This is a genomic window from Bradyrhizobium sp. 1(2017) (assembly GCF_011602485.2).
Lineage (GTDB): Bacteria > Pseudomonadota > Alphaproteobacteria > Rhizobiales > Xanthobacteraceae > Bradyrhizobium.
Genome location: NZ_CP050022.2, coordinates 6,863,549 through 6,876,291 on the forward strand (window position 1 = coordinate 6,863,549; position 12,743 = coordinate 6,876,291).

The 12,743-nt window shown below is 63.0% G+C and carries 14 protein-coding genes; 4 read left to right on the plus strand and 10 right to left on the minus strand.

Annotated elements, in window-relative coordinates; all coding sequences use genetic code 11:
* Positions 1–11: 11 nt before the first annotated feature.
* The 10 genes from HAP40_RS32540 to HAP40_RS32585 form a co-directional block, all read right to left on the minus strand.
* Complete coding sequence (locus tag HAP40_RS32540; protein WP_166813570.1) at positions 12–818, minus strand: ABC transporter permease subunit; 807 nt, start codon at positions 816–818, stop codon at positions 12–14.
* Complete coding sequence (gene ssuD, locus HAP40_RS32545; RefSeq protein ID WP_166819250.1) at positions 815–1,981, minus strand: FMNH2-dependent alkanesulfonate monooxygenase; 1,167 nt, start codon at positions 1,979–1,981, stop codon at positions 815–817. Before ssuD ends, HAP40_RS32540 begins: the two co-directional genes overlap by 4 nt.
* Positions 1,982–1,989: 8 nt before the next feature.
* A complete protein-coding gene (locus HAP40_RS32550; protein WP_166813568.1) occupies positions 1,990–2,943 on the minus strand; it encodes a sulfonate ABC transporter substrate-binding protein in 954 nt (317 codons plus the stop codon).
* Between the two features lie 38 nt (positions 2,944–2,981).
* On the minus strand, positions 2,982–3,932 hold the full coding sequence (locus tag HAP40_RS32555) for a sulfonate ABC transporter substrate-binding protein (protein ID WP_166813566.1): 951 nt from the start codon (positions 3,930–3,932) through the stop codon (positions 2,982–2,984).
* A 331-nt stretch (positions 3,933–4,263) separates the two neighbouring features.
* Positions 4,264–5,427: a cytochrome P450 gene (locus HAP40_RS32560; RefSeq protein ID WP_166813564.1), complete on the minus strand. Its 1,164-nt coding sequence runs from the start codon at positions 5,425–5,427 to the stop codon at positions 4,264–4,266.
* A 120-nt stretch (positions 5,428–5,547) separates the two neighbouring features.
* On the minus strand, positions 5,548–6,426 hold the full coding sequence (locus tag HAP40_RS32565; RefSeq protein ID WP_166813562.1) for a L,D-transpeptidase: 879 nt from the start codon (positions 6,424–6,426) through the stop codon (positions 5,548–5,550).
* A 177-nt stretch (positions 6,427–6,603) separates the two neighbouring features.
* Positions 6,604–8,394, minus strand: coding sequence for a vanadium-dependent haloperoxidase (locus tag HAP40_RS32570; RefSeq protein ID WP_166813560.1), 1,791 nt, complete (start codon positions 8,392–8,394; stop codon positions 6,604–6,606).
* A 410-nt stretch (positions 8,395–8,804) separates the two neighbouring features.
* The gene (locus HAP40_RS32575; RefSeq protein WP_166819249.1) at positions 8,805–9,416 is read right to left on the minus strand and encodes a TIGR00730 family Rossman fold protein; all 612 of its coding nucleotides are present in this window, start codon (positions 9,414–9,416) and stop codon (positions 8,805–8,807) included.
* A gap of 138 nt (positions 9,417–9,554) precedes the next feature.
* Positions 9,555–10,007 (minus strand): universal stress protein, encoded by a 453-nt coding sequence (locus tag HAP40_RS32580; protein ID WP_166813558.1) that lies wholly within the window; start codon positions 10,005–10,007, stop codon positions 9,555–9,557.
* A gap of 185 nt (positions 10,008–10,192) precedes the next feature.
* Positions 10,193–10,855 (minus strand): phytochelatin synthase family protein, encoded by a 663-nt coding sequence (locus tag HAP40_RS32585; protein ID WP_166813556.1) that lies wholly within the window; start codon positions 10,853–10,855, stop codon positions 10,193–10,195.
* 256 nt (positions 10,856–11,111) lie between these two features.
* Between HAP40_RS32585 and HAP40_RS32590 the strand changes: the two genes are divergently transcribed.
* The 4 genes from HAP40_RS32590 to HAP40_RS32605 all read left to right on the plus strand — a co-directional run bounded on the left by HAP40_RS32590 (position 11,112) and on the right by HAP40_RS32605 (position 12,496).
* Positions 11,112–11,327, plus strand: coding sequence for a dodecin family protein (locus tag HAP40_RS32590; protein WP_166813554.1), 216 nt, complete (start codon positions 11,112–11,114; stop codon positions 11,325–11,327).
* 160 nt (positions 11,328–11,487) lie between these two features.
* Positions 11,488–11,799, plus strand: a complete 312-nt coding sequence (locus tag HAP40_RS32595) for a hypothetical protein (RefSeq protein ID WP_166813552.1) — start codon at positions 11,488–11,490, stop codon at positions 11,797–11,799.
* Positions 11,800–11,942: 143 nt separating this feature from the next.
* Complete coding sequence (locus HAP40_RS32600; protein WP_166813551.1) at positions 11,943–12,131, plus strand: hypothetical protein; 189 nt, start codon at positions 11,943–11,945, stop codon at positions 12,129–12,131.
* Positions 12,132–12,169: 38 nt separating this feature from the next.
* On the plus strand, positions 12,170–12,496 hold the full coding sequence (locus HAP40_RS32605; RefSeq protein WP_166813549.1) for a GcrA family cell cycle regulator: 327 nt from the start codon (positions 12,170–12,172) through the stop codon (positions 12,494–12,496).
* The last annotated feature ends 247 nt before the right edge of the window (positions 12,497–12,743 follow it).

Below are 12,743 nucleotides of genomic sequence, written 5' to 3' on the forward strand. Positions count from 1 at the left end.
AGTATTTCTGCTCAACGTTTCTGGAAGGCGGGGTGCCAGGAGAGCGTCAGGCGCTCCAGCACGCGTGAGGCACTGTCGGCGAGCTTGCCGAGCAGGGCATAGATCAAGATCGAGAGCACGACGACGTCGATCAGCATGAACTCGCGCGCCTGCATCGCCATGTAGCCGAGCCCCGACGACGCCGCGATGGTCTCGGCGACGATCAGGGTCAGCCACATGATGCCGAGCGCGAAGCGGATGCCGACGAAGATCGAGGGCAGCGCGCCCGGGAAGATCACCCGGCGGAACAGCTCGCTGTCGGTCATGCCGTAGATGCGGCCCATCTCGATCAGCTGCGGGTCGACGGTACGGATGCCGTGCAGCGTGTTGAGATAGATCGGGAAGAACACCCCGAGCGCGACCAGGAACAGTTTTGCGCTCTCGTCGATGCCGAACCAGAGGATGACCAGCGGGATCAGCGCCAGATGCGGCACGTTGCGCACCATCTGCAGCGTGGTGTCGGTGAGCTTGGCCGAGAGCTGCGACAGGCCGTTGGCGAGCCCGAAGGCGAAACCGATGCCGCCGCCGATCAGGAAGCCGATCGAGGCGCGCCAGAACGAGACCCAGATGTTGCGGCCAAGCTCGCCGGAGAGCAGCAGCTTCCAGCCCGCGAGCACGACGTCGCTCGGCGCCGGCAGCACGCGAACCGGCACGAAGCCGGTGACGCTCGCGACCTGCCAGACCGCGATGATGGCGAGCGGCACGATCCACTGGATCAGGCCGTCGACGCGCGGCAGACGGACGCTGCGCGGAAGCGAGATGCTGTCGATCAGGCTCATGACTGCGACACCCGATGCTGCGGACGGAAGTCGCTGCCGACCGTCTCGCCGAACGGACCGCCGTTGAAATGCAGCTTGGTCACATTGCTCGGCTGCTCCAGCGCGAGCCGCGGGAACACCAGCTCGGCGAAGCGGTAGGCCTCCTCCAGATGCGGATAGCCCGACATGATGAAGGTATCGATGCCGAGATCCTGATATTCCCTGATGCGGGCCGCGACCGTTTCGGCGTCGCCGACCAACGCGGTGCCGGCACCGCCGCGCACGAGGCCGACGCCGGCCCACAGGTTCGGCGCGATCTCGAGCTTGTCGCGCTTGCCGCCGTGGAGCTGCGCCATGCGCTGCTGGCCGACGGAGTCCATGCGAGCAAAATTCTTCTGCGCCAGCGCAATGGTCTCGTCGCTGACATGCTTGATCAGCTCGTTCGCATCGCGCCAGGCCGCCTCATTGGTCTCGCGGACGATCACGTGAAGACGGATGCCGAAGGAGAGCTTTCTGCCGCGCGCAGCTGCAACCTCCCTCACCTTCGCGATCTTCTCGGCGACCAGCGCAGGCGGCTCGCCCCAGGTCAGATATTTGTCGACGGTGTCGACCGCGACGTCGATGCCGGCATCGGACGAGCCGCCAAAATACAGCGGCGGCCGCGGCGCCTGCACCGGCGGAAACAAGAGCTTGCTGCCCTCGACATGGATATGCTTGCCCTCGACGTTCACCGTCTTGCCGGCGAGCAGGTCGCTATAGACGTTAAGGAATTCGCGGGTGACCTCGTAGCGCTCGTCATGGGACAGGAAGATGCCGTCGCCCTTGTTCTCGACGGGATCGCCGCCGGTGACGACGTTGACGAGGAGCCGGCCATTGCTGATGCGGTCCAGCGTCGCGGTCATGCGTGCCGCAACGCTCGGCGATTGCAGGCCGGGGCGGACCGCCACGAGATAGCGCAGCCGCTCGGTGAAGGGCGCGACCGAGGACGCAACGATCCAGGAATCTTCGCAGGATCGCCCGGTCGGCAGCAGCACGCCGAAATAGCCGAGCTGATCGGCGGCCTGCGCGATCTGGCGCAGATAGTTGAAGTTGACCTCGCGGCCGCCGATTCCGGTGCCGAGATAGCGGCCGTCGCCGTGGGTCGGCAGGAACCAGAGAATGTTGGGGTTGGACTGCTTGCTCATGGTCTTGCTCACGATCCTGACTTCCGAGCGACGTCGGAGATCTTGATGGATTTGGGGATGAGGCCCAGCGCGAAGAACGCGTCGGCCACCTGCTGCTGGTCGGCAATGACGGCATCGGTGATCGGCTTGATGCCGTAGGACTGCCGCTTCAAAGCCACCTCGACGACGGGCACCGAGAGACCGATCGACGGCGCAAGCTGCTCGGCGACGGCATGGATGTCGCCCCTGGCCCAGTCGTCGACTGAGCTGAGCTCGGCGAGCACGGCGTCGACGATCTTCGGATGGGCGTCGAGGAATTTCTTGGAGGAGAAGTAGAACTGGTAGTTGGCGACGATGCCGGTGCCGTCCGAGAGCGTGCGGGCGCCGGTGGCGGCCTCCGCCGCGGCCTGGAACGGATCCCAGATCACCCAGGCATCGACCGCGCCACGCTCGAAGGCGGCGCGGGCATCGGCCGGTGCCAGGAACACCGGCTCGATTTCCGAATACTTCACGCCCGCCTTCTCCAGCGCCTTGACCAGGAGATAGTGGACGTTGGAGCCCTTGTTGAGCGCGACCTTCTTGCCCTTGAGGTCGGCAACCGATTTCAGCGGGCTGTCCTTCGGCACGAGGATCGCCTCGCCCTTCGGCGCCGGCGGCTCATAGGCGACATACTGGAGCGGCGCGCCGGCGGCCTGCGCGAAGATCGGCGGCGCCTCACCGGTGTTGCCGAAATCGATCGCGCCGACATTGAGGGCCTCGAGCAGCGGCGGCCCGGATGGGAATTCGGTCCACACCACCTTGTAGCCGTCAGCGGCGAGCTTCGGCTCCAGGGTGCCCTTGCTCTTGAGCAGCACCAGCTTGCCGTATTTCTGGTAGCCGATGCGAACCACCTTGTCCTGCCCGTAGGACGTGCCGACGGCGGCCGCGACGATACCGATCGACAGCACGATGGCCGCAATCAGACGCTGAATGATACGCCTCATGTCTAGACCTTTTGAAATGGGGAGATTGGTCGGCACGGTCAGGCTGCCGGGTTGCGCCAGACGATGTCGCGGATGACGATCGGCTTCGGGATCAGGCCGAGCTTGTAGAAGCGGTCGGCGACACCCTGCTGGGTCACGACGATGTCGTCGGTGACCGGGCCGACCACGAAATTCGCGCGGTTGGCGGCCAAGGTCTGGATGTCCAGCGGGACACCGGTGATCGCGGCCAGCGATCTGGCCACCTCGTCGCGATGCTGTTCGGCCCATTTGCCCGCCGCGGTCGTCACATCGACGATCTGTTGCAGGATGGACCCATGGCTCTTCGCGAACGCGCGGTTGGCGATGTAGAAGGAATTGGTCTTGGTGACCTCGCGCGAATTGATCAGGATGCGGCCGTTCTGCTTGGTCTCGCCGATCGCAAAGTACGGATCCCAGATCGCCCAGGCCTCGATGCTGCCATTGGCAAAGGCGGGCCCCGCATCCGGCGGCGTCAGGTAGACCGGCGTGATGTCGGCATAGGTGAGACCCGCCTTCTCCAGCGTCTGCACCACGATGTTGTGCGCGCTGGAGCCCTTGGTGAAGCCGATACGCTTGCCTTTCAGATCGGCAATCGTGCGGATCGGCGAATCCTTCGGCACCAGGATGCCCTGGCCGTTGGTGATGGGCTGGCCGGCGGCATAGACGATCGCGGCGCCTGCGGCCTGGGCGAACACCGGCGGGGAATCGCCGACTGCGCCGAAATCGACGCTGCCGACATTCATGGCCTCCATCATCGGGGGACCCGAGGAAAACTCGATCCATTTCACGTCGATACCGAGCGGCGTGAAATGTTTTTCCAGAGCGGCCTGCTGACGCGCGATGACCAGCACGCCTGTCTTCTGATAGCCGATACGAATTTCCTTCACCGCGCTCTGCGCGTTCGCGCGCGATGCGAACGCGGCGGCGGCCGCGGTTCCAACGGACAATTTCAGAAAGTCCCGACGCTGCATTCCACACTCCCGGCCGCATGCGGCCGTCATTCATTCACTTCTCGAAAGATGGTGCGGTCTATCGGAGGTGTCGAGACGTGCGGAAAAATAGCGATGCGCGCACTGCGCGCGCGGCAGCACGCATGATTAATATTTCAGTCAGCGGAGCGAATGCAGCGCGAATTTTTTCCGCACGCGAATGTGACAATCGCAGGCTCAAACAAAAAATGCGAAAACAACCCCATGCACAGTAGCCAAGGTCTTGCTCCGAAAGCATTTCGTATTTCACGAAATTGACTTGACCCGTCGGGCAAAACAGTGGCAGGATGTCATCGTCGCAGCTGCTTCGGAGCTAATGCCACTGTACCGGCAAGTTCTGCAGCCCGCGGAACGCCCAGCCGCCGATCCGCACCTCCTCGTCATCGGCGATCTCGACCCGCCCGGCGCGCGCGAGCACCATGGGCAGCGCGACATCCGCGATCATGGCGCGCGAGGCCCAGGCGCCGGCGCAGAAATGCGGACCGGCGCCGAAGGCGACGCTCTTCGACGTATCACGCCGCACGTCGAACCGGTCGGCGCGCTCGAATTGCTTCTCGTCGCGATTGGCCGAGCCGAACATCAGGAATACGCGCTCGTCGAGCTCGAACGACACGTCGCGGATGGTCCAGGGCTTGGCGATGCGCCGCGGCGACATGCCGATCGGCGAGATCCAGCGGGCGTATTCCTCGAAGGCCTGGAGCCAGGATACCTCGCCGCGCAGGACCAGATCGAGCTGGTCGGGATGGGTGAGCAGCGCCCAGACCGTGCCGGCGATGGCCTTGCGCGGCTCGTTCTGGCCGCCCGAGATCGCGAGCTTGACGTTTGCGCGCACGCTCTCCATCGCCATGCCCGAGGCGAGCAGAACGCCGAGAATGCTCTGGTCCGGATTCTTGCGCATCACCGGCAGGATGTCGTCGATCGCGGCGTCGATGCCTGAGGTCGCCGCATGGCAGCGCGCCTCGACCGCGGGATCGCCGGCATAATTGGCGATGCCCTCGATCATGCCTTGCGACCACGCGTCCATGTCCGCGAAGCCGATATTGGTGAGGCCGGTGATCGACTTCAGGCATTCGCCGGAGAACGGCAGCGCGAAGTCGCGCATGAAATCGATCCGGCCCGGTTCGATTGCCTCGATGATCCGATCGGCATGGGCCTTAAACTGCGCGGTCCAGTGCGCCTTCACCGTCCTCGGCGACACCGTCGGAAACATCGCGCGGCGCTCGACCTGATGCGCCTCGCCGTCCTTTCGCATCATGTTGTGACCCATCAGCCGGTTCATCAGGCCCGCGGGCTGGTGGGACGAGAACACGTCGATCTGCTTCTCGGAGATCGAGATGTCGTCGCGGCTCGTCAGCAGCGTCGAGCCGAGCTGCGGCACGAAGGCGATCGGCGCCTCCTTGCGCATTTTCGCGAGCATCGGATAGGGGTCGGCCCAAAACGCGGCAGGGTCGATGTCGATGCGCGGCGCCGTGCTCAAGGGCGGTCTCTCCCGGCTTTCGTGTGCTTCGGGATAGACTAGCGAACTCCGCGGCCGGCGTCTGTCCCCAGCGATAGGGACGAAAGCAATTGGGACGCAGACCGGGGATCGAGGACTGCGTTACCGGGCCTCGGCGATCTTCGGTCCGGACGACGGCATCAGCGCGTTGGCTGCAGAGGGCCGGTTCGACGGCGATGCCGGCTCCGGGGATCGGAAGGCGGCGTCGGGCAGCGTTCCCTGGGATGGCCGGCGCGCAGCGCTTGCCGGCAGCACGATCACCTTCGCGCCGACCTTCACCCGCTCATAGAGGTCCGTGACGTCGTCGTTGGTCAGCCGGATGCAGCCGGACGACACCCGCTTGCCGATCGTAGCGGGGTTGTTGGTGCCGTGAATGCGATATTCGGTGTCGCCGAGATACATCGCGCGCGCGCCGAGCGGATTGCCGGGGCCGCCCGCCATGAAGCGCGGCAGATAAGGCTGACGCCCGATCATCTCGGTCGGCGGATGCCAATCCGGCCATTCGGCTTTACGGGCCACGGTCTGCTCGCCGGACCACGTGAAGCCTTCGCGGCCGACACCGATGCCGTAGCGCATCGCCTGCCTGTCGTTCAGAACGAAATAGAGGAATGTGTTGCCGGTATCGATGATCACGGTGCCCGGCGCCTGGCGGCTGGCATAGTCAACCACCTGCCGGGCAAAAACTCCGGGACCCTCGGCAGCCTTTGGTGGTTCGACCAGAGGCGCCGGGGCCGGAATCGGAGCCGGAGCTGAAGCTGGAGCCGGAACTGGCGCTGATGCATGAACCGGAGGTGCCACGTAAACCGGGCTTGACGATGCCCGCGCTTCCTGCGCGGACGGTTTCCGAACCGGTTGCACGCTCGCCGGGCGGGACAGCAAACCGTACCCCAATGCGGCCACGGCCACGGCGCCGATTGCCACTCTCGCGGCCATTGGGAGTGCGAGCGTCTCTGCCTTTCCACGCTTGGCCCGCTTGCTCATATCTTCCCCCAGGTCACCATGCCCAAGAGAGGTACCCAGCAAAATTTAAGAAACTTCGAAGCGATCGCGCCCAGGCTGGAACCGTCAGCGATGGTTAACGCCGCGACAGGGCGTCGAGCATAAGCGCTTCCGCTCAGGTGCACCGGCGCCTCACGCAGGGACGCCGCCCGCCTGCTGTCAGATCGTCACGCGGCTGCCGTCGAAACGCGTGAAGGAGAAGCCGTCGAACGGCTCGCGAAGGGTAGCGCGCTCGTCCCGCAACATGCAGATAGCCACCTCCTCACCGATCGCCATCGAGGCGGAGGCGTCGGAACGCCAGTGGATGCCCGCCCAATTCCGTCCGAAGCCGAAATTCACGGCGAGCTTGTTCAACTCTCCGCCGACCGTGAGCGGTGGCCCGTCATAGGGCACGAGCCTTGTCGGGTCAGCCGGATCGGGCTGCACCGGGTTGGCGATGACGCGGCTCTCGTCGAAGAACGCCTTCAATATGGTAGCCGTGACGGCACCAACGCTCGTGGCCCCGCCGGGATAGGTGGAGTGGAAGGGCGCGCCCTCCGGATAGGTTTGCGACAAAAGATAAGTGCCGTATTTGGCCTTGCTGCGAGCGAGGGCTTCCGATTTCAGGAAGTCATCATGCAGCGGGTAGTCGCTCACGCCATTGGCGAGGCGATGGTGCGCCAGAGCGCCGTAGGCTTCCGGTCGCACAGCCCGGTGCACGAAATACTTCTGCCAATAAGACGCGCGGACGGAGTTACTGATCCCCGTGGCGAGCAGTGCCTGGACGTAGGGCAACCCGAAGGAGCCACCACCAGGGCCCTGGGTTTTCGATTTCCGATACGGGTTCGAGGGGTAGGACACGGGCTCAGCCGGCGGATAGATCCCGGAGTAGCGCTTATCCGCTCCGCCTCCTGGGGTTGCAAGGAGCAGCGCTGCCGCCCACCCAAGTGCAGGACCCGCGTGGATATACTCTGCGAGATCTCTTGCTGTCGTGATGTATCGCGGTGTCGCGTCGAACTGCAACTGGCGCTTCGGTGCGGCGCCATTTTGGATCGCCAGCCACTCATCGTAGTCGGATAGGAATTCGCTGGCGGGCGACGCGGTACGAATTTGGGCGCTGATCCACTGTGTGGCATAGGGCGCGTCCCGGAGCAGGAACTGCGAGATCAACGGGCCGTCCAAAACACCTGGAGGCGTGACGGAGCGGCCCTTCGGGTCGCCTGCGTCGAAATAAAGCGCATTGGCGCGGAACAGCGTGCCGGGCGTGACCCGCCCCCCAGACTTCGGCCCTCGGAAATCGGCAAGCTTGTTGATCTCCTCTGTTGCTGCAAGCACATCCCGGTTGGAAGTGTCGTCGCGCAACTCGGTCAACGGGACATCACGAAGCAGGGATTGCCAATAGACCTCGACCGCCTCGCCGGCGCGCTCCGCACTCGCAAGAGCCGGTGCCGGAGGTATTCCAATCTGAGTAGGGTTTATGCCGCAGAGACTGACCGCCAGCGTGCCCAAGGGATTGACCAGTTTGCGAGTGCCGCCGAGCGGGATTTTCTCGAAATCGGCGGGATCGCCCGACTGGCAAGCAGTATAGAGAGCTTGCCATGCCTCTGGTGCCACTTCGCCGCGTTTGTCGTGCGGCAGGCCCCGTGAATCCGAACCTATCTTGTTGGTGTAGCGCGCCTCATCGCCATTTGTCGGGTGGGGCGCGACGGGAATTTTCTCGTTGTTGCTTGCGCAGACCCCGCGGACTTCGAAGGCGCGGCGCTTGAAAGCCGCGTCGAGCGGTCGCGAATCTGTGCTCACAGCCTGCGCCGCGGCCGGAGCGATTCCGGACACGCTCGACGTAGATGCAAGCACAGCGGCGCCAACCGCGATGCCGGCCCCGCCGAGCATTGAGCGGCGAGTGACCGCGGCGATCGGCAGGGGCGATGATCCAGGATTGCACTCAATGGAGATGGTGAGGTGGTCAGCCATGGAGGTCTCCTCCCTCGCGGGCAGCTTTTGGCATGATTGCGCCGTAGCCGTCCGGTCTCTTCCAGCTAGGGAAATTGCTTCACCTAGAGACTGAGAAAGGATTGACGCAGATCAATGGTGAGTCTGGCAGACTAAATGGTACGCCGATGGGGCCGCCGCATCCGCCGTGCCTTTGAACGACAAGTACCCACGGGAGCAATGACGCGGCCGTTGGATCAAATTGGGCCCTTGAGGCGGGGGATTGCTGCTTCCGCTCCACCCTGACAAGCCGACCTACTCAGACAGGTATGGAGCTAGGTCCCGGGCCCCCTCAGCATGTCGATCGCGTAGGCCCATACCGCCCGAGTTCGCTGCGGGTCACGAGCTAACCTCCAGCTCCCGGCCTCATCCATTCCCGAGGACGAAGAAATCTACATCTTGTCGATGATCGACGATACGCCGCCTTCGGACGCACCATCTTTGGCAGCGGCAGCGACAATCGCGGGGATGACGTCCTCGGCACGATCGACCACAATGGGTTGAAGCAGGTGGTCTCGATGAAGAAAACCCGCGCTGCGTATGTGGTCCAGCATCGCCATCATAGGCGCCCAAAAACCCTTGATGTTCACCAGGACCATCGGCTTACGGTGCTGCCCAAGCTGGGCCCAGGTCATGATCTCCACGATTTCTTCGACGGTACCGATACCGCCCGGAAGCGCCACGAAGGCATCGGAACGCTCGAACATTCTGTGCTTGCGCTCGTGCATGGTGTCGGTGATCGTCAAGTCTTCGAACATCCCGAGCGCATCCGTCGTCGTTTCCCAGTTCGTGAGAAATCTCGGGATGATCGCGCCGACCTTGCCGCCGTGATTCAGTGTGCCGCGAGCGACCGCGCCCATCACGCCATGGGTGCCGCCGCCGTAGATCAGCGTTAGGCCCGATGCAGCAAGTGCGTGTCCCAATCGTTCGCCTGCCTCAACGTAGGCAACGTCGTGACCGGGCGAGGAACCGCAATAGACGCAAACTGCTTCAATCTTGCTCATGTCGGGGATAGACGCGATGACCGCCATTGCGTCAAGCTTGTTCTTGCTCGCCGCAGTCCGCTTTGGGTCACAAACGGGTCACGCAGAACGAGGACAGAAGACGACCTGCCAATCCGCTCCATCGGGCTGCCCGTTTGACTACACCACCACCAGCACCGGCACGCTTCCGTTAGCCAAGACCTCTGATGTCTGACTTCCCAGGAAGAGCCTCTTGAGTCCGCGGCGCCCATGAGACGACATCACGATCAAATCGCATCCCCTGGACTTGGCAGTTTCGACGATCGCGGTGGCGGGATGGGCGTCTGGAATGTGCAACAGTTCAGCAGATACACCGGACTGCTCCGCTACAGTTCGGGCCTCATGGAGAATTTTGCTCGCGCCTTCTCTCTGAGCGGCATTGAATTTATCCATTTCCTCCTGCGTGGGAATGTACCCTCCGGCGTGTCCGCTTCCATAGTCGATGTACATCCCTTCAGTGACGGTGATGATTGTCGCTCTGGCGCCAACGGCCTTTGCCAGGGCAATGCCATGCTTCACGCCCTTGTTCGCGACTTCTGATCCATCCGTGCTCAAGAGAATATTGGCGTACATTACGTTCTCCCTTTTTGGTTGAACCATCAGCGCACCAAACATATCCGTTGTACAGCGGCAGTCCACTCCCTCAGGGGGCGGTCGATATTCTTCAGGGATGCGCACTCGCGGAAGGCCGCTATCCAGTCGGAAGCGGATCGGGGCACCTCGGAACGGCTCAGGGGCCAATACGCGCATGCCTGATTTCACTCGATGACCAGCAACCCCCGCTTCTTGTCGCCGTCGAACGTATTGACGGCGTCGAACAGCCGCTTCCGCTCGACGAGCCATGGCTGGAAATCGAAATTGACATCGAGCACGAAAACGAGGTCCTCGGCTTCGAAATAGCCGCCAATTGGGGAATGGTGTCCGCTCCCGGCACCAAAAATTGGGGCGCGATCGAAATTCACGATGTAGCGTCGCCCCGGATCGTTCGAGCGACGGAGATGCTCCAGAAACTGCGTCTCACCGAGATCGCGCAAGATCGTAACTTTCCGGCTGGTGCGGGACTGGGCGACTTCGGCGAGCTCGTCGAGCGTGAGACCCATCATGCACACGCCTGTCCAGCAGCTCCACGTGCCGGCCAACACCTTGCCCTCCGTGGTTGCCGCCTCGCCAAGAGACCGGTACGCATTCGCAACAGCGGCAGGTCCGCAGCGAGAGCCGTTCGATTGCCAATCGACGCGTCGTTGGAATGTGGCTGCCACGGGCAGGTGCCACGCCCGCTCCATGAGCTCAGGCGTACGCGTGACCGATGAAGCTATGGCTTCCGGGGGAACGTGCGATCGACTGACCACCAGGGCCCCGGCGCACACCAGGCCCACGGCGATTACCATGCTGCCGATGCTTACGCGGTGCCATCGCTTCATCGGTCAAAACCTCTGGTGGCAATGACGACATCGGCCGGCGAAATTATATTCGGAAGCCAACATGCAGGAAGCAGATTCCATGGGCGCGTCCGTTCGGGCTGAGAATACGAGCGCGTCGCCCGACGGGGCCGCCCGTTTGGGTCCAACAGGAAAAGTGACAGCCAACCGGACCCTTTTCCGCAGCATCCTCCGGACACGTATCGGCCTCGAGATCCAGATGCTAGATTTCCGGTCCCTACCGCATAGGAGGAACGACATGCCCGAGAGCGTCTACAAGGTCATTGAACTGATCGGTACCAGCAAAGACTCGTGGGAGAAGGCGGCCGCCAATGCGGTCGAGCAGGCTGCCAAATCTCTGCGAGATCTTCGCATTGCAGAGGTCGTCAAGCTCGATATGCAACTGGACGACAAGGGAAAAGTCGAGGCCTATCGCGCCAAGCTCAACGTATCGTTCAAGTTCGAGGGCACCTGAGCCTCAAGCACCTCGCCCTTGCGGGCGAGGATGGCTCCTTGGAAAAGACGCGTTGCGCGATCGGCCCAACCGAGGCTGTGGCCTATCGCGGAAGTTGGCACTGGTTTGACTGAGACCGATATGCTCTGATGCGAGGGAGCGTATGGCGCGTGGTGACCCCATGTACATGGTCATTCGCAAGTACACGAAGGTACGTTCGGTCGCGGACGCGGCTCGTCGCGCCAAGAGCGGCGTCGGTGAGATCCTGAGGCAATCCCAGGGATTTAGATCTTACCATGTGCTGGATGCGGGCGACGGTGTCGGTATCGCCGTGATGATATTCGATGACCGCGAGAGCGCCAACGCAGCGAACGCCAAGATACTGGCGTTTGTTCAGGCAAGTCTGCATGACCTCGATCTTGGGGTTCCCGAAATCACCAGCGGCGAGCTTTTGGTGGACATCGAGTCTGATGGGCCTTCCGGCATAAAGTAGGGTCGCCAGTTGCGTGGCGGGCGCGGCCCCTGCGCATGTCATCGACCCGATGTCACCCTCGCGTTTGCGACAATCGCGCCCGGGATCTGTCCGTGCCGCCGGCCAGACATTCGACCGCGGGTGCTTTTCGAGGAGCAACGACAATGAGGCAACACACCTTCGAAGCGCTTTCCATCACAGCGATCTGCAGGACACCGCTCGTGCTGCTTGGCACCGCGATGCCGCCACGAGATCCTGATGAAGACGACGAGGAAGAAGATGAGGACGAAGATGACGAAGGGGAAGATGACGCTGACGAACCGGCGGTCGTGCGCGAGCCGGACGAAGACTAGTTGACGCGTGTTCGGCAGTCGGCGCTATAATATCCCCCATGGGATGGGATGCGAAAGACATAGGGCTCCTCATCAGGCTCTGGTCCTCAGGACAGAGCGCGGCGGAGATAGCGCGTCGGCTCGGATGCAGTCGTAACGCGGTCTGCGGCATGCTGACACGTCAGGGGCTTAAGCGAGGCCACAAGCCGCCCACGGCAAGGCCCAAGATAAGGCCGCCCCCGAAGCTGAGGCCGACGTCGGCAGCGTGCGCCCGTCCAGTCGCAAAGAAGGTGTCGCGGAACGCAGCGGAGAGCCAGCAGCCCAAGCAATTCAGCAAGCAGCAGCTTTACGAGATGCTGGCTGAGGCGGTCAAAAATACTGGCTGAGAGATACCGCGAACGCCGTTGCGCTGCGGTCGGTGTCCGGCCCGGCTCGACGGTTCGGCTGTCGTGCACCTTGCACGTCTGCTTCGGGGGCAAAGAGTGACGGTTGGCAGGCCGTTCGGCAAAGGCAGCTCTGGGCCCAGAAGCAGACTCGCGAGCTCACGTCCTTCAGGTGTCCGGGATGCGGATCGATCCTTCGGCCAGCAAAAGGCCCCAACTCCAGGTGGTGAGTTGGGGCCCGTTGAGCAGT

Bases quoted from the DNA above. Each gene is read 5' to 3' on its own strand.
- HAP40_RS32540 (WP_166813570.1), bottom strand. From the start codon at position 818: ATGAGCCTGATCGACAGCATCTCGCTTCCGCGCAGCGTCCGTCTGCCG.
- ssuD (WP_166819250.1), bottom strand. From the start codon at position 1,981: ATGAGCAAGCAGTCCAACCCCAACATTCTCTGGTTCCTGCCGACCCAC.
- HAP40_RS32550 (WP_166813568.1), bottom strand. From the start codon at position 2,943: ATGAGGCGTATCATTCAGCGTCTGATTGCGGCCATCGTGCTGTCGATC.
- HAP40_RS32555 (WP_166813566.1), bottom strand. From the start codon at position 3,932: ATGCAGCGTCGGGACTTTCTGAAATTGTCCGTTGGAACCGCGGCCGCC.
- HAP40_RS32565 (WP_166813562.1), bottom strand. From the start codon at position 6,426: ATGAGCAAGCGGGCCAAGCGTGGAAAGGCAGAGACGCTCGCACTCCCA.
- HAP40_RS32570 (WP_166813560.1), bottom strand. From the start codon at position 8,394: ATGGCTGACCACCTCACCATCTCCATTGAGTGCAATCCTGGATCATCG.
- HAP40_RS32575 (WP_166819249.1), bottom strand. From the start codon at position 9,416: ATGAGCAAGATTGAAGCAGTTTGCGTCTATTGCGGTTCCTCGCCCGGT.
- HAP40_RS32580 (WP_166813558.1), bottom strand. From the start codon at position 10,007: ATGTACGCCAATATTCTCTTGAGCACGGATGGATCAGAAGTCGCGAAC.
- HAP40_RS32585 (WP_166813556.1), bottom strand. From the start codon at position 10,855: ATGAAGCGATGGCACCGCGTAAGCATCGGCAGCATGGTAATCGCCGTG.
- HAP40_RS32590 (WP_166813554.1), top strand. From the start codon at position 11,112: ATGCCCGAGAGCGTCTACAAGGTCATTGAACTGATCGGTACCAGCAAA.
- HAP40_RS32595 (WP_166813552.1), top strand. From the start codon at position 11,488: ATGTACATGGTCATTCGCAAGTACACGAAGGTACGTTCGGTCGCGGAC.
- HAP40_RS32600 (WP_166813551.1), top strand. From the start codon at position 11,943: ATGAGGCAACACACCTTCGAAGCGCTTTCCATCACAGCGATCTGCAGG.
- HAP40_RS32605 (WP_166813549.1), top strand. From the start codon at position 12,170: ATGGGATGGGATGCGAAAGACATAGGGCTCCTCATCAGGCTCTGGTCC.